Origin of the sequence: Cryobacterium sp. M15, assembly GCF_002929675.1 — a bacterium.
Lineage (GTDB): Bacteria > Actinomycetota > Actinomycetes > Actinomycetales > Microbacteriaceae > Cryobacterium > Cryobacterium lyxosi.
The window spans coordinates 170,964-195,010 of record NZ_PJJW01000037.1 but is presented as its reverse complement, the minus strand read 5'-3'; the positions used below and the strand labels follow the sequence as shown (position 1 = coordinate 195,010).

Genomic DNA, 24,047 nt, shown 5'->3' with positions numbered 1-24,047 from the left:
CTTCGACTCTCGTGAGGTACCTCCCGTGACATCTGCACCGAATCCGCTGGCGCCCGACTGGTTGCGCGTTCCCGCCGACGCCAATGCGCTCGCGCCCGGTCTCTGGCCCACGTCCGCTACCCGCACCAGCACCGGCGAACTCGTCGTCGGCGGGGTCAGTGCCACGGCCCTTGCCGCCGAATTCGGCACGCCCCTCTATGTCATCGACGAAGAAGATGCCCGCACGAGCGCCGCCGAGTTGCTCGCCGTGTTCCAGGCCGAGTTCGCCCGTATCGGCACGAGCGCCAAGGTGTATTACGCGGGGAAGGCTTTTCTCTCGACCGAGGTGGTGCGCTGGATGATCGCTGCCGGCCTCAACATCGATGTGTGCAGTGGCGGAGAACTCGCCGTCGCACTGGCCGGCGGCGCCGATCCGGCCCGGCTCGGCTTTCACGGCAATAACAAGTCACTGGCCGAGCTCGACCAAGCCACGAGGGTCGGAGTCGGCACGATCGTGATCGACAGCGAGGTTGAAATCGGTCGCGTTGCCGAAGCCGCCACCCGCAACGGCCGGGTGCAGAACGTGCGCCTGCGCGTGAACAGTGGTGTGCACGCCCACACCCACAATTTTTTGGCTACCTCGCACGAAGACCAGAAATTCGGCATCGTACTCACCGACGCTCCGAAGCTCGTCGCACGTATTCGCGCCGAGCCAGCCCTCAATTTCGTCGGCCTGCACTGCCACATCGGCTCGCAGATCTTCGGTGCTGACGGATTCGCCGAGTCGGCTGCACGGCTGCTCGATGTGCACGCCGCTCTGCTCGCCGACGGCCCGATACCCGAGCTCAACCTTGGCGGCGGCTTCGGCATTGCCTACACGAGTGCTGACGAACCCACCCCGATTCGCGAGCTGGCCGTCGCCCTGGCCGACATCGTCGCCACCGAGTGCGCGCGGCTGAACATTCCGCTGCCGGTCGTCGCGTTCGAACCCGGGCGCGTCATCATCGGTCGCGCCGGCATGAGCCTCTACCGCGTCGGCACGACCAAGACCGTCGATATCTCCGGCACCTCGCGGCTCTACGTGAGCGTCGACGGTGGAATGAGCGATAACGTGCGCCCCGCCCTCTATGGCGCCGATTATGCTGTACGCCTGGCCGATCGTGCGTCGACCGCTCAGCCGGTGCTCGTGCGCATCGCCGGCAAACACTGCGAGAGCGGCGACATCGTGGTCGATGCCGACTATCTACCCGGTGATGTGACCCCCGGCGACCTGCTCGCTGTACCTGCCACCGGCGCGTACTGCTGGGCGCTCTCCAACAACTACAACTTTCAGGGTCGTGCGCCCGTCATCGCCGTACTCGGCGGCACAGCCCGCGTGCTCGTGCGCGGCGAGACGATTGCCGACCTGCTCGCGCGGGACACCGGGGCGCAGCAGCCCTCCAACGGAGGACAATCGTGAAGATCGAATACCGCAATCTGCGCGTAGCCCTCCTCGGCGGTGGATCCGTCGGCGCCCAGGTCGCCCGACTGCTGCTGGAACAGGGTCCCGAGCTGGCCAACCGCGTCGGGGCCACGCTCGAACTGGTCGGTATCGCGGTGCGCGATGTCAACGCGGAGCGCTCTGTCGACCTGCCCCGCGAACTGTTCACGACCAACGCTGAGGAACTCATCCTCAGCGCCGACATCGTTATCGAACTGATGGGCGGCATCGAGCCGGCCCGCAGCCACATTCTGCTCGCGATCAGCAGTGGAGCGGATGTTGTCACCGCCAACAAGGCGCTCCTCGCCCTCCACGGATCCGAACTGTTCGCGGCCGCGAACCAGGTCGGCGCCCAGATCAACTACGAGGCCGCGGTCGCCGGGGCCATTCCCATCGTGCGCCCGCTGCGGGAAAGCCTCGCTGGAGACCAGATCAAGCGAATCCTTGGCATCGTCAACGGCACCACCAACTTCATTCTCGACCGGATGGACACCGAAGGGTCCAGTCTCGAAGACGCGCTGGCCGAGGCGACCGCGCTCGGTTACGCAGAGGCCGATCCGACCGCCGACATCGGGGGCTACGACGCGGCGCAGAAAGCGGCCATTCTGGCGAGTCTGGCGTTTCATACGACGGTTCCGCTGGCATCCGTCTATCGCGAGGGCATCACCTCGGTCACCTCCGCGCAGATCGAGTCGGCGCGCAAGGCCGGCTACGTCGTGAAGCTGCTGGCCATCTGCGAACGCGTCACAGACGAGAATGGCGTGGACGGGGTGTCGGCACGGGTCTACCCGGCGATGGTGCCGCGCAGCCATCCGCTCGCCGCGGTACACGGCGCGAACAATGCCGTCTTCGTCGAAGCGGAATCCGCCGGCAGTCTCATGTTCTACGGAGCTGGAGCCGGGGGAGTGGAGACGGCGTCGGCCGTGCTCGGCGACGTCGTCTCCATTGCCAGGCGTCATGTCGCCGGAGGGCCGGGAGTCGCCGCATCGAGCTACGCTGCGCTGCCCGTGTTCGACATCGGCCGGGTCACCACACGCTACGCGGTCACCCTCGAGGTCACCGACGAACCCGGCGTGCTCGCGACCATCGCGAGCGTGTTCAGCAAACGCAAGGTCTCGTTGGCGCTCGTGGAACAATCCATGACACCGGCCGTGGTGGCGACGAAGAGTCGCGCAGCCCGCTCAGCCACGGCTACCCTAGTCATTGGGACCCATGACGCAACGGAGGCCGCACTCGCCGCCACCGTGCATGATCTGGCCACCAATAGTGTCGTCAGCGAAGTCGCATCCGTTTTGAGAGTTGAAGGAGTCTGATGTTTAGCCCAAGCGAGACCAGTGCCAACCTGACCAAGCCCGGCGCGATTGTCAGCCGCCAATGGCGCGGGGTGCTGAATGAATACTCCGACCGGCTGAATATCTCGGCCGCGACCCCGATCATCACTATGGGTGAGGGCGGAACACCGCTGATTCCAGCCGCAGCACTCTCTGCCCGCACCGGCGCCAAGGTCTGGATCAAGTTCGAGGGTATGAACCCGACCGGTTCGTTTAAAGACCGCGGCATGACCATGGCCATCTCCAAGGCCATGGAAGACGGCGCGAAAGCGGTCATCTGCGCCTCGACCGGCAACACCAGCGCCTCTGCTGCGGCCTATGCCGCCCACGCTGGCATCACCGCCGCAGTGCTCGTGCCGGAGGGCAAGATCGCCATGGGCAAGCTCAGCCAGGCCGTCGCGCACAACGCGCAGCTGCTGCAAGTGCAGGGCAACTTCGACGACTGCCTCGATATCGCCCGCGACCTCGCCACAAACTACCCGGTACACCTGGTCAACTCGGTCAACCCCGATCGCATCGAGGGCCAGAAGACGGCCGCGTTCGAGGTCGTCGAGGTGCTCGGTGACGCTCCCGACTTTCAATTCGTTCCGGTCGGCAACGCCGGCAATTACACGGCCTATTTTCGTGGTTACAGCGAAGAGGTTGCTCGCGGCGCCACCACGAAGCTGCCGCGCATGTTCGGCTTCCAGGCTTCTGGCAGCGCCCCGATTGTGCTCGGCCACCGCGTCGATCACCCCGACACCATTGCGAGCGCCATCCGCATCGGCAACCCGGCGTCCTGGGACCTCGCGCTGAGCGCACGTGAGCAGAGCGACGGCTACTTCGGTGCCATAACCGACGCGAAAATTCTCGAAGCCCACCGCATCCTCTCGGCCGAGGTCGGAATTTTCGTGGAACCGGCATCCGCTATCGGTGTCGCCGGCCTGCTGGAGCGTGCCGAAGCCGGATTTATTCCCCGGGGTTCGACCGTGGTCATCACCGTGACCGGCCACGGTTTGAAGGACCCGCAGTGGGCGCTGCGTACCGCCGACGGCTCCGACGTTGCACCGACCATTGTTCCGGTCGACACCGCCGAAATCGCCAGCGTGCTCGGCCTGGCTAAGGCATGAGCAGCCCGGTCTCGTTGATCGGCCGCGCAGTCTCGGTGCAGGTTCCGGCTACAACGGCCAACCTCGGCCCCGGCTTCGACACTCTCGGCTTGGCGCTGGCGAAATATGACCAGCTCGAGGTGACCGTGCGAAGCGTTCCCGGCGTGTCCGTCGAGGTGCACGGTGTCGGCGCCGGTGTGGTTCCCACCGACGAGAGCAACCTCGTCGTGCGCGCCATCGCCCACGCCTTTGCCGCCGTCGGCCAGCCCATGCCCGGGCTCAACATAGTCGCGCACAACGTCATCCCGCACGGGCGTGGCTTGGGTTCATCGGGCGCCGCGATCGTGTCGGGCATCATGGCGGCGAAAGGCCTGCTCGAGGGTATCGTCGACATCGATGCCGAAATGTTGCTCGTGCTCGCCACCGAGATGGAAGGTCACCCCGACAACGTCGCTCCGGCGCTGTTCGGCGGCCTGACCATTGCCTGGACCACCCCGGAGGGACCGCGTCACAAGAAGCTCATGGTGCATCGCGGCGTGAAGCCGCTGGTTTTCGTGCCCGAGCAGGAGATGTCCACCGCCCTTGCGCGTAGCCTGCAGCCGGCCTCGGTGCCGCACGAGGATGCCGTCTTCAACCTGTCGCGTTCCGCTCTGCTCATCGCTGCGTTGATCCAGAGTCCGGAATTGTTGCTCGCTGCGACCGAGGACAAGCTGCACCAGAGCTACCGCGCAGCCGCCATGCCGGAGACGAACAAACTCATCACCCTGCTGCGCGCCGCCGGCTTCGCCGCCGTCGTGTCCGGTGCCGGGCCATCCATTCTCGTGCTGGCGAGCGACCCGGGCCAGCGTTTGGTGGCGGCCGAACTCGTTGCGAGCAAATCCGATACCCCGTGGCGTTCCCTGATGCTGGCCGTCGACGTTCAGGGTGCAACCGTGCATCCGCTCACCGCGGAGAACGCCGCGTAACGGGCATTCTGATCGGGCCGACCTGCCGCGTGCACGTCGGCCCGACTGGCGGTTCGACTGGTGCAGAAGTGCTATGGTTGTAGCGCACCCGATAGAAACCGCCCATGGCGACATCTTCTCCGGTGCATTCCCTGTACCTCACTGCTATTGCGATTTCGTGCGTAGCTGTGTGTGTTTACACCAATCCCCTCCACTGTCGGATTGGATCACCCGCAGCGCGTTCGTCGCTGCATACATCTCTCCTGGCCTGAATTTTTGTTCGGCAGGGGAAAGGAACCCCCTTCGTGACTGATGTCAACCTCCGCGCCACCGGCTCGGATCTTCCCCGCCTGAGCACCCTTCGCGTGTCTGAGCTTCAGGCTCTGGCCCTCGAACTGAAAATCCCCGGCGCTTCCAAACTTCGTAAAGGCGAACTCGTCGTTGCAATCGAAACGGCCCAGGCCGGCACGAGCGGCGCTGCTCCGGTTGAGTCTGCTTCGGTAGTCGAGCCTGCACCGGTTGAGCCTGCTCCGGTCGACCCTGCTCCGGTAGTTGAGCCTGCTCCGGTCGAGGCTGCTCTCGAGAGCGCACCGATCGCGAGTCTCGCTGAGGCACTCGAGACGGTTCCGCGCAAGCGTGCGCCCCGTCGTGCCAGCACCTCCACCGCCGCTCCCGCCAAGTCCCACGTCAATGCCGACGCCAGCACCGGATTCGGTATCATCCTGCCCGATGCTCCGGCAGCCGGCTCGCGGATCGCACGCAATGCCCGTGGCGCGGTGGCATCCAACGCCCTCGCTCCCACCGTTGACGAAGCTGCAACCGCCACACCGGACACCGACAAGCCGGTTCGGCAGGCACGCAAGCGCGTGCAGGTCTCACCCGTTCACCGCGATGACGCGGGCGCTGTCGTCGTTGACTCCTCCGATGCGCCGGCTGATGCGCCGGTTGAGGCATCCGTCGAGAACACGCCACCCGCTCGACGTCCATCCCGGCGTGCTTCGTCGCAGCGCGCAGCTGCCGAGTTGCCCGCTGAGTCGCCCGCCGAGCCAACCGATGTCGTCGTCGAAGCTCCCGAAGCTGGCGATTTCACCGATTCAGCCGACGAGGCAAACGATCAGGCAAACGATTCCGCAGCACCCCGTCAGGGGCGAAGCCGCAGCCGGAGCCGCGGTGCTGACCGTGCGCAGGGTGCTGATCGTAACCAGGCTGACCAGAGCCAGAACACCCAGACCCAGAATGACCGCGGCCAGAGCGACCGCAACCAGAGCGACCGCAACCAGAACGGCACGAACGACGAGGGTATGACCCGGGCGCAGAGCCAGCGTCAGGCCCGCAACGAGCGCAATCAAGAACGTAACCAGGAGCGCGCCCAGGCGCAAGCCGACCGCAACCAGGGACAGAACGATCGTGGCCAGGATCGCAACCAGGGACAGAACGATCGTGGCCAGGATCGCAACCAGGGACAGAACGATCGTGGCCAGGATCGCAACCAGGGACAGAACGATCGTGGCCAGGATCGCAACCAGGGACAGAACGATCGTGGCCAGGATCGCAACCAGGGACAGAACGATCGTGGCCAGGATCGCAACCAGGGACAGAACGATCGTGGCCAGGATCGCAACCAGGGACAGAACGATCGTGGCCAGGATCGCAACCAGGGACAGAACGATCGTGGCCAGGATCGCAACCAGGGACAGAACGATCGTGGCCAGGATCGCAACCAGGGACAGAACGATCGTGGCCAGGATCGCAACCAGGGACAGAACGATCGTGGCCAGGATCGCAACCAGGGACAGAACGATCGTGGCCAGGATCGCAACCAGGGACAGAACGATCGTGGCCAGGATCGCAACCAGGGACAGAACGATCGTGGCCAGGATCGCAACCAGGGACCCGATCGGCTCGACGACGACCTGAATGGCCGCGGCAACCGCAACCGGTATCGTGACCGCAAGCGTCGCGGCCCGAACCAGGGTGACGACTTCGAACCCGAGGTCAACGATGATGACGTACTCATTCCCGTTGCCGGAATTCTGGACGTGCTCGACAACTACGCGTTCGTGCGCACCTCGGGCTATCTGCCCGGTGCGAGCGACGTCTACGTGTCGCTCGGTCAGGTCAAGAAGTACAACCTGCGCAAGGGTGACGCCGTTGTCGGCTCCATTCGCCAGCCGCACGAGGGTGACCAGTCCGGTCGTCAGAAGTACAACGCCATCGTCAAGGTCGACTCGATCAACGGTCAAACCGTTGAGGAGGCTGCCACCCGCGTTGACTTCCACAAGCTCACCCCGCTGTACCCGACGGAGCGCCTGCGCCTTGAGACCGAGCCGGGCAAACTCACGCAGCGCATCATCGACCTCGTCGCTCCGATCGGCAAGGGCCAGCGCGGCCTGATCGTCGCACCGCCCAAGGCCGGCAAGACCATCGTCATGCAGCAGATCGCCAACGCCATCGCCACCAACAACCCCGAGGTTCACCTCATGGTCGTTCTGGTCGATGAGCGGCCCGAAGAGGTCACCGACATGCAGCGCACGGTGAAGGGTGAGGTCATCGCCTCCACCTTCGACCGTCCTGCCGAAGACCACACCACCGTCGCTGAGCTCGCCATCGAGCGTGCCAAGCGTCTGGTCGAGCTGGGCCACGATGTCGTCGTGCTGCTTGACTCGATCACCCGCCTCGGCCGCGCCTACAACCTCGTGGCCCCGGCCTCGGGTCGAATCCTGTCCGGCGGCGTCGACGCATCCGCTCTGTATCCGCCGAAGCGATTCTTCGGTGCGGCGCGCAACATTGAAAACGGTGGCTCGCTCACCATTCTCGCCTCCGCGCTCGTGGAGACCGGCTCCAAAATGGACGAGGTCATCTTCGAGGAATTCAAGGGCACCGGCAACATGGAACTGCGTCTGTCGCGCCAGCTGGCCGACAAGCGTATTTTCCCCGCCGTGGATGTGAACGCATCGGGCACCCGTCGCGAAGAGATGCTGATGAGCCCCGATGAAGTGAAGGTCACTTGGAAGCTACGTCGCGCCCTCGCCGGGCTCGAGCAGCAGCAAGCTCTCGAGCTCATCCTCGGCCGTCTCAAGGAGACGTCGTCGAACGTTGAATTCCTCATGCAGGTTCAGAAGTCGATGCCGACCCTGAACGGGTCAGACAAGGACAAGTAATGTTCGAATCCGTCCTCACGCTGCTGGCCGAGCACGACGACCTGCAGTCGCAGTTGGCGGATCCGGAGCTGCACGCGAATCCGGCCCGTTCGAAGAAGGTCAACCGGCGCTATGCCGAGTTGAGCCGCATCATCGCGGCGTATCACGAGTGGAAAGAGGTTGACGATAACCTTGAAGCCGCTCGTGAGCTCGCCGATGAAGATGCTGCCTTCGCCGAAGAAATTCCGGATCTGGTGGAACAGCTTGACGTCACTGCTGAAAAGCTGCGACGCCTGCTGATTCCGCGCGACGAACTCGACGCCCGCGACGTGATCATGGAGATCAAGATGGGGGAGGGCGGTGCCGAATCGGCTCTGTTCGCCGCCGATCTGCTGCGCATGTACCTGCACTACGCCGAGTCAAATCGCTGGAAGACCGAGATTATCGAGCAGACCTCGAGCGACCTCGGCGGCATCAAAGATATTCAGCTCGCGATCAAGGGCAATTCGAGTGACCCGGCCGAGGGCGTGTGGGCGCACCTGAAGTATGAGGGCGGCGTGCACCGCGTGCAGCGGGTGCCGGCGACGGAGTCGCAGGGACGCATCCACACCTCTGCGGCCGGCGTCCTCGTCTTTCCCGAGGTCGACGAACCCGAAGAGGTCGAGCTGCACCCGAACGATCTCAAGATCGACGTGTACCGCTCGAGTGGCCCTGGTGGACAGTCGGTCAACACGACCGACTCGGCCGTGCGGATCACCCACCTCCCGACCGGAATCGTCGTCGCGATGCAGAACGAGAAGTCGCAGCTGCAAAACAAGGAAGCCGGCATGCGCGTTCTGCGGGCCCGGGTCCTGGCGCGCCAGCAGGAAGAGATCGATGCGGCGGCGAGCCTCGTGCGCAAGGGTCAGATTCGCACCATGGATCGTTCCGAGCGCATCCGCACATACAACTTTCCGGAGAATCGCATCGCGGACCACCGCACCGGCTACAAGGCATACAACCTCGACGCCGTCATGAACGGCGCCCTCGGCGCCGTCATCGACTCCTGCATCCACGCCGACGAAGAGACCCGTCTGGCCGAGCTCGGAGACCCCGAGTAGTACCCCACTCTACGAACCGGGCCCAGGCCCAAAACGTCGGCCCAGTCTGCAAACTGGGCCGACGTTTTGGGCCTGGGCCCGGTGTGCTGCGGGGACTGGCGCGGACTAGAGGTAGTACTCGGGCTCGAGGTTGCCTCCGCGGGCTGATTCGACCGTTGCTGGCGTTTGCGGGCGAATCGTCGCCGGTACGCCCACTAAGAGCGACCGCGGCGGAGAATCCTTGGTCACGACGGCGTTGGACCCGATCGTGCTCCAGGCCCCGATGGTGATCGGGCCGAGCACCTTGGCGCCGGCCCCTACAGTCACGCCGTCATCGAGAAACGGATGCCGCCGCACCCCCCGCGCATGCCCGTGACGGCTCTTGCCGCCCAGCGTCACCCCGTGGTACAGCATCACGTCATCGCCGAGCACCGCCGTCTCCCCGATCACGACTCCCATACCGTGGTCGATGAACAGTCGGCGCCCGATCGTCGCGCCGGGGTGAATCTCAATCCCGGTCAGAGACCGGCTCACCTGGGACAGTAAACGGGCGGGAAGATGCAACCCGGCACGCCACAAGCGGTTCGCAACCCGATACGACCAGACCGCGTGCAACCCACTGTAGGCAAGGAATACCTCGGTGTTGCTGCGCGCGGCGGGGTCGTGGGTGCGCGCTGCCTGGATGTCTTCGCGCAGGCGCAGGAAAGGATTCATTGAGGGGCAGACGACGTCCGCTTAGTCCAGCAGGTCTTCGTACAGCACGGTCGAGATGTACCGTTCGCCAAAGCCGGGAATGATGACGACGATCGTCTTGCCGGCGTTCTCGGGCAACTTGGCCTGCTCGAGCGCTGCCCAGACGGCGGCGCCGCCGGAGATTCCGCCAAGGATGCCCTCGTCTGTGCCGAGTATGCGGGCCGTGGAGAGCGAGTCGGCCAGGGTCACGTCGGTGATCGAATCGTAGATGCTGCGGTTGAGGGTTTCCGGCACGAAGTTGGCGCCGAGGCCCTGAATCTTGTGCGGGCCAGGCTTGCCGCCCGTGAGGATGGGGGAGTCGATCGGCTCGACACCGACGACCTTGAGATCCGGCTTCCGCTCCTTGAGGTAGCCGCCAGTGCCCGAGAGGGTCCCGCCGGTACCGATGCCAGCGACGAGGATGTCGACCGTGCCCTCGGTGTCGTCCCAGATCTCGACCCCGGTGGTCGCTCGGTGAATGGCCGGGTTGGCCGGGTTCGTGAACTGGCTGGCCAGTACGGCGCCCGGCGTGTTTGCGACGATCTCGGCGGCCTTTTCGACTGCTCCGCGCATGCCATCGGCACCGGAGGTCAGTACGATCTCGGCGCCGTACGCCCGCATCATGACACGGCGTTCCTTGCTCATCGTTTCGGGCATGGCCAGAATGACGGAGTAACCGCGGGCCGCGCCGACCATGGCGAGGGCGATACCCGTATTGCCACTGGTCGCTTCTACGATGGTCCCACCCGGCTTGAGCGAACCGTCCTTCTCCGCTGCGTTGATGATTGCAACGCCGATGCGGTCCTTCACGCTGCTGGACGGGTTGTAAAACTCGAGCTTCGCAAGCACTGTTGCACCGAGGCCGGCGGTCAAACGGTTCAGTTTGACAAGGGGAGTCCGGCCAACGGCTTCGGTGATGTCGGAGTAGATCTTGGGCACGAGGGCAACTTTCATTCGGTTTTCATTCGGTGAAATTCGGTGTGAGGGCCAACTCCAGCCTAGGTCTCTCGACCGAAAACCTCCTGGTGCGTTACATTTCACTACGTGCCTTCTTCAGATTCTGCCCTGCCAGCCACCGTGACTTCCCTGCGAAACCGAGCGATCAACCTGCTTGCCGCGGCCGGGGTCACCGACGCCGAGGTTGACGCCGATCTACTGATCGGTCACGTGCTCGGCCAGAGCCGTGGCGAAGTTCAGGCTGGCAGCATCCTGAATCGACCGATCAGCCCAGTGGATGCCGCCACCATTGAGACCCTGCTGGCCCGTCGCAGCACGCGCGAACCACTGCAGCACATCACGGGGCGGGCCCCGTTCCGGTCGCTGTCGTTGAACGTGGGTCCCGGCGTCTTCGTGCCACGGCCTGAAACCGAACAGGTCGCTCAGTTCGCCATCGATGCCCTTCGGTCCATGCCCGATCCACAGCCGATCGGCATTGACCTGGGCACCGGGAGCGGCGCGATCGCGTTGGCCCTGGCCACCGAGGTGCCCCACGCACGCATTTTCGCGATTGAGAACTCGCCGGAGGCCTTTCCCTGGACCACTCGAAATTTCGAAGAGGTGGCCGCCGAAAACGCCTTCCTCACCTTCGGTGACCTCGCGGACGCGTTCGCGGAACTCGACGGTACGGTTGCCGTCGTCATCTCCAATCCGCCGTATATTCCAGCCGATGCAATTCCCCGCGATCCCGAGGTGCGTCTGTTCGACCCCGCCCACGCCCTGTTTGGAGGCCCAGACGGCCTCGACGTGGTCCGCAGCGTGTCGGCAACAGGTCTTCGGCTTCTGCGCCCCGGTGGGGTGCTCGTGATCGAGCACGGCGAGCTGCAGGGTGCAGCAATTAGGGAGTTGCTGGCGATCGGTGGCTGGCGTGCCCCGGCCACCCACCGCGACTACACCAGTCGAGACCGGGCCACGACAGCACTTCGACCCTAATCAATACGCGCCATGCACCGTTGAGATGTATGGCCTGCGCATCCGTTCTTCACAACCACACTGGGTTAGGATTGCCGGAAATGACACGCATATACGATTGCACGAGTGACTCGCACGCGAGCGAGACAAACACGAGCGAAAACTACCAGGCGCACATCGCGCTGGCTCGCACGGCCATCGGACGCGGGGCGCTCGTCGTCATCCCCACCGACACGGTCTATGGCGTTGCTGCTGACGCATTCAACCCCGAAGCAGTTCAGCTGCTCCTCGACGCGAAGGGCCGAAGCCGGCAGTCGCCGCCGCCGGTGCTCATCCCCGGCATCGCCGCCCTCGACGCCCTCGCCGTGGACGTGCCGCAGCCGGTGCGCGACCTGGTCGCAGCGTTCTGGCCCGGCGGACTCACCGTCATCGTCAATGCCCAGCCGTCGCTGGTCTGGGATCTCGGCGAAACCCGCGGTACCGTGGCGCTTCGCATGCCAAGCAACCAGGTCGCGCTCGACCTGCTCGCGCAGACCGGCCCGCTCGCCGTATCCAGCGCAAACCTCAGCGGCATGGCTGCCACCGTTGATGCACAGTCCGCCGCAGCCGCGCTCGGCGAGAGCGTCGACGTGTACCTCGACGGTGGAACCGCCGGCAGCACCTATGAAAACGTGTTCAGCCAGACCAGCGACGGGTCGTCGACGATAGTGGACGCCGCCAGTTTCGAGGTCAACGGTGGTTTTCTGCACATCGTGCGCAGCGGCGTCATTTCCCGCGAGGCAATCGCGGCCGTCGTGGGAGACGTGCTCGCGGCCGTTCCTCCTATTCCCGGTACACCGGCGGAAGTGACTGAAACGGATGCTGCGCCATCCGTCGCTGCCCCGTCCCAGAATGACAGCACGGAAGACGCGCACGACGGAACGGAGGCCAGCCGGTAGCCCATGACCCTTTTTCTTCTCCTCGCGCTCGTTTCAGCGATCGTGACCTTTGTGCTGTCGATCGTGGTTTACAAGCTCAGCCACAAGTACCACCTGTACCCGAAAATTCGCGAACGCGACGTACACACCCGGCCCACTCCGCGCCTCGGGGGCATCGCCATGTTCCTCGGAATTCTCGTGGCTTTCGGCGTCGCCTATCTCATCTCGGCTCCCTTTGCCCCGCTGCGCATGGTTTTTGCCGACCCACAGCAGATTCTGGCCATCCTCGGCGCTGCCCTTCTGATTGTTCTCGTCGGCGTTGCCGACGACATCTGGGATCTCGACTGGATGACAAAGCTCGCTGGGCAATTCATTGCCGCCGGACTCGTTGCCTGGCAAGGCGTACAGATCTATTCCCTGCCGATCGGCGGACTGACGGTGTGGAGCGGCTGGATATCGATCGTCGTCACGATCGTCGCCATCGTCGTCGTCATGAACATGATCAACTTCATCGACGGCCTCGACGGCCTCGTCACCGGCGTGGCCCTGATCGCCAACGGTGTTTTCTTTCTCTATAGCTATCTCCTCGTTCGGGATACGTCACCGACCAACTACTTCAACCTTGCCTCCCTCATCGCCGCCATCCTGGTGGGCGCCTGTGTGGGGTTCCTGCCATTGAACTGGCATCCGGCCAAGATGTTCATGGGCGATGCCGGTGCACTCCTGGTCGGGCTGCTCATGGCCACGAGCGCAATCGCGATCACCGGCCAGATCGACCCCACCGCCATCAACCGCTCAGAACTCTTCCCGGCGTTCATCCCCCTCCTGTTGCCGGTGGCGATCATGATCATTCCGCTGCTCGACTTCGGACTGGCCGTGTTCCGGAGGGTGCGGGCCGGTAAATCGCCCTTCAGTGCTGATCGAAAACACTTGCACCACCGCCTGCTCGATATGGGACACTCCCACCTGCACGCCGTATTGATCTTCTACGGGTGGACAGCAGCAGCATCTATCGGGTGCCTGCTTTATTACATTCTTCCCGTGTATTTTGCCCTACCGACCTGGTACGCGACCATCTTCCTGATTACGTCGCTGCTGATCTGCACCATCGTCACGCTCGCCCCGCTCGGCCGCCGCAAGACCGGTGAATGGGTCAGTCAGTCAGCACCGGCGCAGATGGCAGTACTGCACCAATTCGACCCGCTTGACGAGGCCGCTGCGCCCACGACAGCACTACCAGTCCCAACAACGACACGAGCGACCGCCTCCGCGGCGGCGCCTGCCGAGGAGAACGTATGACCAGCGCCACCCCACCCGTTGCTACCCAGCCCACCTCGATCCCCGTGCTGCGTCGTATCCTGATCTACGGGGGATATGTCGCCCTCGCCATCGCCGTGGTGGGTTCGGTCATTGGCTACCTCATCGATGGCGGCACCGGTGTGATCAGCGCCCTGGTCGGAACGCTCATGTCAGTTGTCTTCATGGGCGTCACGGCCGGCAGCATTCTGCTGGCCAACCGCGTCGCTGGAAACGAATCAGCCATTGGTGCCTTTTTCGGCATCATCATGGGCGGCTGGTTGCTGAAGTTTGTGGTGTTCCTGGTGTTGCTCGTGGTGTTGCAGGATCGCGAGTGGATTCAACCGATGGTGCTGTTCTTCTGCATCATCGCCGGCGTCGTGGGTTCCCTCGTCGTCGACGCTGTCGTGGTGTTGAAGAGCCGGATGCCCTACGTCGGCGACGTCACCCTGCCCCCCGCCCCGGTCGACGACTAGCCCTTCGACCCATTCACCCACGGATCCTGCTCTCGATTCGGCTCCGCGCCTGATCTTTGCTAGAGTACATACCGATCCCACCCCGGCTTACGCATGCTTTCTAGCGTCGTAAACCTGCCCACATTCGTCGTTGCGCGAGCAGAGCTCACCGCCCCGAAACAGGAGAAAGCGCTGCTAGAAATCGCCGTAAACCTGATGGTCCCGTCTGCTACCGGCGACGGTGAATTCCACGGTCCCTCCATCAATGAGTTCTTCCCCGACGTAATATTTTTCGCCGATACTCCATTCGAGATCAACCGCATCATCCTGATTCGCTTTCTTGCGGTCGCAGTACTGATGTTGGTCTTCTGGCTCGGCACTCGTCGCATGAAGATCATCCCGACCCGCGGCCAGAGCCTGGCCGAAATGGGTCTCGACTTCGTTCGTGTTAACATCGCCGAAGACCTGCTGGGCAAGAAAGACGGCAAACGTTTTCTGCCGCTTCTAACCACCATTTTCTTCATGGTGTTGTTCATGAACCTCACGGGAATCATTCCATTCCTCAACATCGCCGGCACCTCGGTGATCGGGGTCCCGCTGCTTCTGGGTCTCATCGCTTACGCCACGTTCATCTACGCCGGCGTCAAGAAAAACCCCGCGAAGTTCTTCCGCAACTCGCTCTTTCCGCCCGGAGTGCCGGTGGGGCTCTATATCATCGTGACGCCGATCGAATTCATCTCGACGTTCCTGGTGCGGCCATTCACCCTCACGCTCCGACTGATGATGAACATGATCGTCGGGCACCTGCTGCTTGTGCTGTTCTTCAGCGCTACCCAGTTTTTCTTCTTCACTGCCGATGGCGGGTTCAAGCTCTTCGGCGCTGGCACCCTCGTCTTCGGCTTCGCGTTCACGCTCTTCGAAGTGCTGATTGCGCTCCTTCAGGCTTACATTTTTGCCCTACTCACCGCCGTCTACATCCAGCTCGCGCTGGCTGAGGAACACTAGACACTTTAGGAATCCGGCACTCGCCGCATTCACCATCACGGAAGGAAACATACGTGGACGCAACAACCGTTCTCGCGGAAATCAACGGAAACATCGCGACCGTCGGTTATGGCCTCGCAGCCATCGGCCCGGCAATTGGTATCGGTATCGTCGTTGGCAAGACCATCGAAGGTGTCGCTCGCCAGCCTGAACTGGCCGGCCGCCTGCAGGTGCTGATGTACATCGGTATCGCCTTCACCGAGGCGCTCGCCTTCATCGGCATCGCCACTTACTTCATCTTCACCGGCGTCTAATCCTCTTCACTACTTAATTAGGAGGCATGATGCTTCACACAGTTATTGCAGCCGCTACGGAAGAAGTGGCTAAGAACCCGCTCATCCCAGAGTGGTACGACATTATTTGGTCGGCGGTTTGCTTTGTCGTGATTTTCTTTTTCTTTTGGAAGCTTGTGCTGCCCAAAATGCAAAAGCTTCTCGACGATCGTGCTGAAGCCATCGAGGGCAACATCGCCAAGGCCGACGACGCCCAGCGCAAGGCCGAAGCTGCACTCGTGCAGTACACGGCCCAGCTCGCTGACGCTCGCGCTGAAGCCGGTGCCATTCGTGACCAGGCCCGTACCGACGGCCAGCGCATTGTCGCTGAGCACAAGGATCAGGCAGCTGCCGAAGCCGGTCGCATCGCGGCCAGTGCCAAGACGCAGATCGAAGCCGAACGTCAGGCTGCCGTCGTGTCCCTTCGCAGCGAGGTCGGCACCCTCGCCATTGACCTCGCCTCGGGCGTCATCGGCGAAAGCCTGTCCGACGACGCGAAGGCCAGTGCCATCGTCGATCGCTTCCTGGCCGAACTCGAAGCCAGCGAAGTACCGTCTCAGGCAACAGCTCCTACAGTTGGAAAGATTTAGCACATGGGAAGCGCCACCAGAGAAGCACTCGCAACGTCGAGGGCGGCACTGTCCGTTCCCGGCGGCACGACTGATCTGGCGACGGGCGAAAGCCTGTTCGGTGCCGGTCGCGTAATCGGTTCGTCGTCCCAGCTGTTGTCAGCACTCGGCGATGCGTCAGCGGATGCTGCGGCCAAGGTCACCCTCGTGCGCGCCGTTTTCGGCGCGAGCGTGACACCTCGGGCGCTGGACCTGCTCGCCGCCGCTGTGTCCGAACGATGGTCCAACCACGACGACTTGCTCGCCGGGATCGAAGAACTGGGCTTGCGGGCACTGGCACTGTCTGTTTCGGCAGGTGGAGCGTCATCCGCCGAAACGTCGATCGAAGGGGAGCTATTCGCCTTCGGTAAGACGGTGTCCTCCGACGCTGAGCTCGAGTTGGCCCTGGCCAGCAAGCTGGGCAAGATCGACGCCAAAGCGGCCCTGGTTGAAAAACTTCTGGCCGGCAAAGTCTCTGGTCAGACGCTCGCCATTGTTCGTCACCTGGTGCAGCAGCCTCGCGGCCGCCGCATCGGCGAACTGCTGAGACATGCAGCAGCCGTCGTCGCGGACGAGTCTGGCACGTCGATCGCCACGATCACGTCGGCCAGTGTTCTCACAGCCGACCAGCTCGCCCGCTTGCAGAAGAACCTCCAGTTGCGTCACGGACGGGCACTCACCACCAACCAGGTCGTTGACCCGGAACTGGTCGGTGGAGTGCGCGTACAAATCGGTGATTTGGTCATCGACGGCAGCATTGCAACCCGCTTGGCGGATTTGAGACTCCAGCTCGCTCGCTGAGTCACTTCCGTGACACCATAAACCCAGCAGTACCAGATGACTCAGGGCGGCAGCGTCCTCGAACAGACAGAACCTGTACAGCCGTACAGAAAAGGGAAGATGATGGCAGAACTAACGATCAGCCCCGATGAGATCCGTGGTGCTCTCCAGGACTTCGTCAAGTCCTACGAGCCCAACAAGACATCAACGACCGAGGTTGGCTACGTCACCACGGCCGGCGACGGCATCGCGCACGTTGAGGGCTTGCCTGGCGTGATGGCGAACGAGCTCATCAAATTCGCCGATGGCACCCTGGGCCTGGCCCAGAACCTCGACGAGGATGAGATCGGCGTCGTCGTACTCGGCGAGTTCGGTGGCATCGTTGAGGGCATGGAAGTGCACCGCACTGGTGAGGTACTCTCCGTTCCCGTTGGCGACGGCTACCTCGGCCGCGTTGTGGACCCGCTTGGCGCGCCTATTGACGGACTCGGCGACATTGCAACTGAGGGCCGTCGCGCCCTTGAACTGCAGGCCCCCGGCGTCATGAGCCGCAAGTCGGTTCACGAGCCGATGCAGACCGGTATCAAGGCCATCGACGCCATGATCCCGATCGGCCGCGGCCAGCGTCAGCTGATCATCGGTGACCGCCAGACCGGCAAGACCGCGATCGCGATCGACACCATCATCAACCAGAAAGCCAACTGGGAATCCGGCGACACGAACAAGCAGGTTCGTTGCATCTATGTCGCCATCGGCCAGAAGGGCTCCACCATCGCTTCGGTGAAGGGTGCCCTCGAGGATGCCGGAGCGATGGAGTACACCACCATCGTCGCTGCTCCGGCGTCTGACCCGGCTGGCTTCAAGTACCTCGCCCCGTACACCGGCTCGGCTATCGGCCAGCACTGGATGTACGCCGGCAAGCACGTTCTCATCGTCTTCGATGACTTGTCCAAGCAGGCCGAGGCGTACCGCGCCGTATCGCTCCTGCTGCGTCGCCCGCCGGGACGCGAGGCGTACCCCGGTGACGTGTTTTACCTGCACTCCCGCCTGCTCGAGCGTTGTGCCAAGCTCTCCGACGAGCTCGGTGCCGGATCGATGACCGGTCTTCCGATCATTGAAACCAAGGCCAACGACGTTGCGGCTTACATTCCGACCAACGTGATTTCGATCACGGACGGTCAGATCTTCCTGCAGTCCGACCTGTTCAACGCCAACCAGCGGCCCGCTGTCGACGTTGGTATCTCGGTCTCCCGTGTCGGTGGCGACGCGCAGGTCAAGTCGATCAAGAAGGTTTCCGGCACGCTCAAGCTTGAGCTGGCCCAGTACCGTTCGCTCGAGGCGTTCGCCATGTTCGCCTCCGACCTCGACGCGGCCAGCCGTCGTCAGCTCGCCCGCGGAGCTCGCCTGACCGAACTGCTTCGTCAGCCGCAGTACTCGCCGTACCCCGTCGAAGACCAGGTCGTCTCTATCTGGGCCGGCATCAACGGCAAGCTCGATGAAGTCCCCGTTGCCGACGTGTTGCGCTTCGAGCGCGAGCTGCTCGACTTCCTCGGGCGCAGCACGGACATCCTGAAGACCCTGCGCGAGACCAACGTTCTCTCCGATGAGACCGTTACCGCCCTCACCGCCGGCGTCGACAAGTTCAAACTCGAATTCCAGACCGGTGAGGGCAAGCCGCTCGCCTCGGTTGGCAAGGAAAAGTTTGAGGCTATTGCCGTTGAAGACGTCAACCAGGAAAAGATCGTCAAGCACCGCCGCTAATTTCGTCGATTTCGACGAGGCAGTAACACTGACGATGCTGTAACACTGACGACGACAAACTGAAAGACAAGGAAGCAGACACATGGGAGCGCAACTTCGGGTCTACCGGCAGAAGATCAAGTCTGCCCAGACGACCAAGAAGATCACTCGGGCCATGGAGCTGATCTCCGCCTCGCGCATCCAGAAAGCGCAGGCGCGAGTAGCTGCGTCAACCCCGTATTCGCGCGCGGTGACGCGTGCCGTTTCGGCAGTGGCCACGTACTCGAACGTCGAGCACGTACTCACAACGGAGCCCGAGAAGATCCAGCGCGCAGCGGTCGTCATTTTTGCGTCCGACCGCGGCTTGGCCGGTGCCTTCAGCTCGCAGGTACTGCGGGAAGCGGAATCGTTGAGTGAACTGCTCCGCGGCCAGGGTAAGGAAATTGTCTATTTCCTGGTGGGCCGAAAGGCCATCGCGTATTTCAACTTTCGAAACCGCGCCTCGGAGCGAATCTGGACGGGCGGAACTGACCAGCCGCAGTTCGAAACGGCCAAGGAAATCGGCGAAGCCCTTCTGGAAACGTTCCTTACGGACTATTCCGATGGTGGCGTCGACGAGATTCACATCGTGTACAACCGTTTTGTCAGCATGGTCACCCAGGTGCCCGAGGTCGTTCGGCTGCTTCCCCTCGAGGTCGTTGAGGGGGTGGAAGAGCCCGGCGACAACAAGGTCCTTCCGCTTTACGAGTTCGAACCTGACGTGGAAACCGTTCTAGACGGCCTCCTCCCGGTATACATCGAGAGTCGTCTGTTCAACGCCATGTTGCAGTCGGCGGCGTCGGAGCACGCGAGTCGCCAGAAGGCGATGAAGTCGGCCAGCGACAATGCCGACAAGCTGATCACGGACTACACACGCCTGTCGAACAATGCGCGTCAGTCCGAGATTACCCAACAGATTTCCGAGATCGTGGGTGGAGCCGACGCGCTCTCATCCGCTAAGAAGTAGTTCACATGTCCCATGGGCAGAGAAGAGAGAGCAATGACTGACACCGCAATCGCGCCAGTCCGGGCGGAGGACACGGCCGGCTCGGTTGGCCGCATCGCGCGCGTCACGGGCCCCGTTGTCGACATCGAGTTTCCGCATGACTCGATCCCCGGCATCTACAACGCCCTGAAGACCACGATCACCATCGGTGACGACTCGAACGAGATCACGCTCGAGGTCGCTCTGCACCTCGGTGACGACCTCGTTCGTGCTATCGCGCTCAACCCGACCGACGGACTCGTCCGCGGGCAGGAAGTACGCGACACCGGCAGCCCCATCACGGTTCCGGTTGGAAACGTCACCAAGGGCAAGGTCTTCAACGTTATCGGCGATGTCCTCAACGCCAAGCCCGGCGAGAAGATCGAAATCACCGAGCGCTGGCCCATCCACCGCAAGCCGCCGGCTTTCGACCAGCTCGAGTCCAAGACTCAGCTGTTCGAAACCGGAATCAAGGTCATTGACCTTCTGACGCCGTACGTTCTCGGTGGAAAGATCGGCCTGTTCGGTGGTGCCGGAGTCGGCAAGACCGTGCTCATCCAGGAAATGATCCAGCGTGTTGCGCAGGACCACGGTGGAGTATCGGTGTTCGCCGGAGTTGGCGAGCGTACCCGTGAGGGCAACGACCTCATCGCCGAGATGGAAGAAGCCGGCGTCTTCGACAAGACCGCCCTAGTCTTCGGCCAGATGGACGAGCCGCCGGGAACGCGTCTGCGCGTCGCCCTCTCCGCCCTCACCATGGCTGAGTACTTCCGCGACGTGGAGAAGCAAGACGTCTTGCTCTTCATCGACAACATCTTCCGTTTCACGCAGGCTGGTTCGGAGGTGTCGACCCTGCTGGGCCGTATGCCCTCGGCCGTGGGCTACCAGCCCAACCTGGCTGACGAGATGGGAATCCTGCAGGAGCGCATCACGTCGACCCGTGGCCACTCGATCACCTCCCTCCAGGCGATCTACGTTCCCGCCGACGACTACACCGACCCGGCACCGGCGACCACCTTCGCCCACCTGGATGCCACGACCGAACTGTCCCGAGCGATCGCGTCGAAGGGCCTGTACCCGGCCGTTGACCCGCTCACCTCGACCAGCCGTATCCTCGACCCCCGCTATTTGGGTGCCGATCACTACAACACGGCCGTTCGCGTCAAGGCCATCCTGCAGAAGAACAAAGAACTCCAGGAAATCATCGCGATCCTCGGTGTCGACGAACTCTCCGAGGAAGACAAGGTCACGGTTTCCCGTGCCCGCCGCATCGAGCAGTTCCTGTCGCAGAACACCTACATGGCGAAGAAGTTCACCGGTGTAGAGGGCTCAACGGTTCCGCTCAAGGACACCATCGAGTCGTTCACGGCAATTGCCAACGGTGACTTCGACCACGTGGCCGAGCAGGCTTTCTTCAACGTCGGTGGCATCAACGACGTCGAAGAGAAGTGGGCTCAGATTCAGAAGGAGAACGACTAAGCATGGCGAAGTCGCTGTCCGTCAGCGTCGTTTCGGCCGACCAGCAGGTGTGGGCCGGCGAGGTGACCATGGTTGTCGCCAAGACCGTCGAGGGCGAAATAGGCATCCTGGCCGGTCACGAACCGATGCTGGCGATCCTGGCCGCGGGTGACGTGCGTCTCACTCTGCCAGACGGCTCCAAGGTTCTGGCCCAGGCTGAGGATGGATTCCTGTCGGTCGACAACGACACGATCACCATCGTGGCCCGCAAGGCTGAACTCGTGGGTTCCAAATAGCCCGTCTGACACACCAGTGCTGATACTGCTTCCGCCGTCGGAGACGAAACGCTCCGGCGGCGAAGCTGTACCCTTGGACTGGGAAAAACTGGCCTACCCGAGCCTGAACGTGAAACGTCGTGCGCTGGCGCAGGCGCTTGTAGCGCTGTCTCGGTATCCCGAAGCTGCCAGCGCCGCCCTCAAACTGGGCCGCACACAGCTGTTCGAGATCGACCGCAACCGTGAGTTGCTTGCGTCTCCGACCCTGGCGGTAATAGATCGCTATACCGGGGTGCTCTTCGACGGTCTGGATGCTGCCACCCTCTCAGGCTCGCAGCGCGAGTTCGCGCACGCTCACCTGGTCGTACACTCTGCGCTGCTCGGGCCGCTCGCTGCACTTGATGCAATACCGGCTTACCGGCTGTCCCACGATTCGCGCGTTCCGGGCGTCACTCTGGCCAACCACACTCTCAAACAGCACTGGAGCAGCGATATTCAGCGCCTCCTCGGCCGGACCGAAGGACTTCTGCTCGACCTGAGGTCCCAGGCTTATGTTGGCCTCGGTGCCCGACCCGTGCGGGCGGACTCACTGTACCTGCGGGTGGTCGCCGATGGCGCAGACGGTCAGAAGCGTGCCCTGAACCACTTCAATAAGAAGTCGAAGGGCGAGTTCACCCGGGCTCTGCTCGAACACGAACACAATTTCACGAGCGCGCAGGAACTTATCCGCTGGGCGCAATCGGTCGGAATCCGACTCGGCCATGGAGCTCCCGGCGAACTCGAGCTCGTCGTTGAGCAGCAGCTTGCTGCGCCGGGACGCGCAGCCTCATCGACGATCTTTACCGGGGCTAGGCTGGGGGCGTGAGTACAGACGCCAGCACCTTCCCCCCAGCGGTCAATGTTCCCATCCTGCGGCAACCGGTCAATGTGACCGTCACCGGGGCAGGCGGGCAGATCGGTTATGCGTTGCTCTTTCGCATTGCCGCTGGCGCTTTGCTGGGGCCGATGACGCCGATCCGTCTCACCCTGCTGGAGATTCCCCAGGGGTTGAAAGCAGCTGAGGGCACTGCGCTCGAGCTCGAGGACTGTGCCTTCGGCCTGCTGCGCGGTGTGACGGTCACCGATGACCCCACAGTCGCATTCGACGGGGTGAATATCGCACTGCTCGTTGGATCTCGCCCGCGTGGGCCGGGGATGGAACGTGCTGATCTTCTGGGGGCCAACGGCCGCATTTTCGCACCGCAGGGGGCAGCGATCAACGCGGGCGCAGCCGATGACGTGCGCGTGCTGGTGGTCGGCAATCCAGCCAATACAAATGCCCTCATCGCCGCCGCTCACGCGCCGGATGTGCCGAGTGACCGCTTCACTGCCATGACCCGGCTTGACCACAACCGGGCCGTCGGGCAATTGGCCAGCCACCTGGACGTCTCAGTGGGGGCGATTCATGGGCTGACCGTGTGGGGAAACCACTCGGCCAGTCAATACCCGGATATCTTCCACGCCACAGCAGAGGGCCGAGCGGTTCGCGATCTCGTCGACGAGCAGTGGCTGGCGCAGACCTTCATCCCGCGAGTCGCCCAGCGTGGGTCTGAGATTATTGCCGTACGGGGAGGCTCCTCGGTGGCTTCCGCCGCCAATGCAGCCATCGATCATGTGGGCGACTGGGTCACCGGCCACGGCGTCGACTGGACCAGTGCCGGGGTCGTTTCCGATGGCTCCTACGATGTTCCGCCTGGCTTGGTGTGCTCGTTCCCGGTGCGATCGGTTGACGGGAATTGGCGCATCGTGAACGGGTTGCAGCTCAACGAATTCTCGCGCAGTCGAATCGCGGCATCTGTTGCAGAACTCGTGGAGGAACGAGATGCAGTGCGGGCACTCGGCCTGCTGCCATTGGGGCGTCGCTGAGTTTCACGGTCATGCTGGCCAGCTACCGGTGCGCGATGCCCTCGTGGTTGAGCAGCCAAGCTTTGGTGGGGATGCCCTGCCCGGCGCTGTAGCCGGTGATCTGCCCGCTCGTCGCGAGTACGCGGTGACAGCCGATGATGATCGGCACCGGATTGGCGCCGACAGCCCCGCCGATGGCGCGGGCCGAACCCGGCCGGCCGACGGCACTGCCGAGCGCCCCGTAGGAGATGACATCGCCGTAGTTGAGGCTGGTCAGCCGAGCCCATACGCTGCGCTGAAATTCGGTTCCGCGCGTGAGGTGTACGGGAAGATCGAACGACCGCCGCGTTCCGGCGAAGTACTCGTCGAGCTGTTCGGCCGCCCGTCGCAGCACGGGAGAAGGCGTCTCCGCGGTCGCGTCGAGCGGTAGTTGACCGTCGGTTTCGATGGAAAGAGAGAGGATACCTTCATCGTCGGCGGTGAGTTCCAGCCGACCGACGGGGCTGGGGATGCGCAGGAGCGCGTTTGCCGTTGTGGGGCGCTGGGCGACGTGCGCCGGGATGCTGTCCATGATTCGACTGTAGCCCTCGCTTCGGCGGAAACCATGCGAGGT

23 protein-coding genes are annotated in these 24,047 nt (G+C 63.2%); 20 read left to right on the top strand and 3 right to left on the bottom strand.

Translation table 11 applies throughout. The annotated features are described in order from the left end of the window. Positions 1-25 precede the first annotated feature (25 nt). The 6 genes from lysA (at position 26) to prfA (ending at position 9,062) form a co-directional block, all read left to right on the top strand. Positions 26-1,438 (top strand): diaminopimelate decarboxylase, encoded by a 1,413-nt coding sequence (lysA, locus tag CXY83_RS09450; RefSeq protein WP_104197100.1) that lies wholly within the window; start codon positions 26-28, stop codon positions 1,436-1,438. Beyond that, entirely contained in the window at positions 1,435-2,772 is a 1,338-nt protein-coding gene (locus CXY83_RS09445; protein ID WP_233200736.1) for a homoserine dehydrogenase, read from the top strand. Before lysA ends, CXY83_RS09445 begins: the two co-directional genes overlap by 4 nt. Then, positions 2,772-3,899 carry a threonine synthase gene (thrC, locus tag CXY83_RS09440; protein WP_104197099.1) on the top strand — a complete coding sequence of 376 codons (1,128 nt, stop codon included), beginning with the start codon at positions 2,772-2,774 and terminating at the stop codon, positions 3,897-3,899. The genes CXY83_RS09445 and thrC overlap by 1 nt, the downstream gene beginning before the upstream one ends. Beyond that, positions 3,896-4,843, top strand: a complete 948-nt coding sequence (thrB, locus tag CXY83_RS09435) for a homoserine kinase (protein WP_104197098.1) — start codon at positions 3,896-3,898, stop codon at positions 4,841-4,843. The genes thrC and thrB overlap by 4 nt, the downstream gene beginning before the upstream one ends. 284 nt (positions 4,844-5,127) lie before the next feature. Further along, a complete protein-coding gene (rho, locus tag CXY83_RS09430; RefSeq protein ID WP_255408752.1) occupies positions 5,128-7,983 on the top strand; it encodes a transcription termination factor Rho in 2,856 nt (951 codons plus the stop codon). Continuing rightward, on the top strand, positions 7,983-9,062 hold the full coding sequence (gene prfA, locus CXY83_RS09425) for a peptide chain release factor 1 (protein WP_104197096.1): 1,080 nt from the start codon (positions 7,983-7,985) through the stop codon (positions 9,060-9,062). Before rho ends, prfA begins: the two co-directional genes overlap by 1 nt. 105 nt (positions 9,063-9,167) lie before the next feature. On the opposite strand, the gene epsC is transcribed toward prfA, so the two are convergent. Both epsC and cysK read right to left on the bottom strand, forming a co-directional pair. Beyond that, complete coding sequence (gene epsC / locus CXY83_RS09420; RefSeq protein WP_104197095.1) at positions 9,168-9,755, bottom strand: serine O-acetyltransferase EpsC; 588 nt, start codon at positions 9,753-9,755, stop codon at positions 9,168-9,170. A 21-nt stretch (positions 9,756-9,776) separates the two neighbouring features. Beyond that, a complete protein-coding gene (cysK, locus tag CXY83_RS09415) occupies positions 9,777-10,712 on the bottom strand; it encodes a cysteine synthase A (RefSeq protein WP_104197165.1) in 936 nt (311 codons plus the stop codon). Positions 10,713-10,817: 105 nt separating this feature from the next. Between cysK and prmC the strand changes: the two genes are divergently transcribed. From prmC to CXY83_RS09345, 14 genes are all read left to right on the top strand, one after another. Further along, positions 10,818-11,702 carry a peptide chain release factor N(5)-glutamine methyltransferase gene (prmC, locus tag CXY83_RS09410; protein WP_104197094.1) on the top strand — a complete coding sequence of 295 codons (885 nt, stop codon included), beginning with the start codon at positions 10,818-10,820 and terminating at the stop codon, positions 11,700-11,702. Positions 11,703-11,782: 80 nt separating this feature from the next. Then, positions 11,783-12,619, top strand: coding sequence for an L-threonylcarbamoyladenylate synthase (locus tag CXY83_RS09405; RefSeq protein WP_104197093.1), 837 nt, complete (start codon positions 11,783-11,785; stop codon positions 12,617-12,619). A 3-nt stretch (positions 12,620-12,622) separates the two neighbouring features. Beyond that, positions 12,623-13,897: an MraY family glycosyltransferase gene (locus CXY83_RS09400; protein ID WP_104197092.1), complete on the top strand. Its 1,275-nt coding sequence runs from the start codon at positions 12,623-12,625 to the stop codon at positions 13,895-13,897. Beyond that, on the top strand, positions 13,894-14,370 hold the full coding sequence (locus CXY83_RS09395) for a hypothetical protein (RefSeq protein WP_104197091.1): 477 nt from the start codon (positions 13,894-13,896) through the stop codon (positions 14,368-14,370). Before CXY83_RS09400 ends, CXY83_RS09395 begins: the two co-directional genes overlap by 4 nt. Before the next feature lie 195 nt (positions 14,371-14,565). Continuing rightward, positions 14,566-15,354: a F0F1 ATP synthase subunit A gene (atpB, locus tag CXY83_RS09390; protein WP_233200757.1), complete on the top strand. Its 789-nt coding sequence runs from the start codon at positions 14,566-14,568 to the stop codon at positions 15,352-15,354. Positions 15,355-15,407: 53 nt separating this feature from the next. Then, positions 15,408-15,647 carry an ATP synthase F0 subunit C gene (gene atpE / locus CXY83_RS09385; RefSeq protein WP_104197089.1) on the top strand — a complete coding sequence of 80 codons (240 nt, stop codon included), beginning with the start codon at positions 15,408-15,410 and terminating at the stop codon, positions 15,645-15,647. 29 nt (positions 15,648-15,676) lie between these two features. Beyond that, positions 15,677-16,255: a F0F1 ATP synthase subunit B gene (locus CXY83_RS09380; RefSeq protein ID WP_104197164.1), complete on the top strand. Its 579-nt coding sequence runs from the start codon at positions 15,677-15,679 to the stop codon at positions 16,253-16,255. Positions 16,256-16,258: 3 nt separating this feature from the next. Continuing rightward, a complete protein-coding gene (locus CXY83_RS09375; RefSeq protein WP_104197088.1) occupies positions 16,259-17,074 on the top strand; it encodes a F0F1 ATP synthase subunit delta in 816 nt (271 codons plus the stop codon). A 102-nt stretch (positions 17,075-17,176) separates the two neighbouring features. Beyond that, a complete protein-coding gene (atpA, locus tag CXY83_RS09370) occupies positions 17,177-18,814 on the top strand; it encodes a F0F1 ATP synthase subunit alpha (protein ID WP_104197163.1) in 1,638 nt (545 codons plus the stop codon). 82 nt (positions 18,815-18,896) lie between these two features. Continuing rightward, positions 18,897-19,799 carry a F0F1 ATP synthase subunit gamma gene (locus CXY83_RS09365; protein ID WP_104197087.1) on the top strand — a complete coding sequence of 301 codons (903 nt, stop codon included), beginning with the start codon at positions 18,897-18,899 and terminating at the stop codon, positions 19,797-19,799. A gap of 33 nt (positions 19,800-19,832) precedes the next feature. Then, positions 19,833-21,296 carry a F0F1 ATP synthase subunit beta gene (gene atpD, locus CXY83_RS09360; protein ID WP_104197086.1) on the top strand — a complete coding sequence of 488 codons (1,464 nt, stop codon included), beginning with the start codon at positions 19,833-19,835 and terminating at the stop codon, positions 21,294-21,296. A gap of 2 nt (positions 21,297-21,298) precedes the next feature. Further along, complete coding sequence (locus CXY83_RS09355) at positions 21,299-21,571, top strand: F0F1 ATP synthase subunit epsilon (RefSeq protein ID WP_104126471.1); 273 nt, start codon at positions 21,299-21,301, stop codon at positions 21,569-21,571. A 16-nt stretch (positions 21,572-21,587) separates the two neighbouring features. After that, positions 21,588-22,415, top strand: coding sequence for a YaaA family protein (locus CXY83_RS09350; protein WP_104197085.1), 828 nt, complete (start codon positions 21,588-21,590; stop codon positions 22,413-22,415). A 41-nt stretch (positions 22,416-22,456) separates the two neighbouring features. Further along, the gene (locus CXY83_RS09345; protein WP_104197162.1) at positions 22,457-23,455 is read left to right on the top strand and encodes a malate dehydrogenase; all 999 of its coding nucleotides are present in this window, start codon (positions 22,457-22,459) and stop codon (positions 23,453-23,455) included. A 22-nt stretch (positions 23,456-23,477) separates the two neighbouring features. On the opposite strand, the gene CXY83_RS09340 is transcribed toward CXY83_RS09345, so the two are convergent. After that, the gene (locus CXY83_RS09340) at positions 23,478-24,005 is read right to left on the bottom strand and encodes a methylated-DNA--[protein]-cysteine S-methyltransferase (RefSeq protein ID WP_104197084.1); all 528 of its coding nucleotides are present in this window, start codon (positions 24,003-24,005) and stop codon (positions 23,478-23,480) included. Between the last annotated feature and the right edge of the window lie 42 nt (positions 24,006-24,047).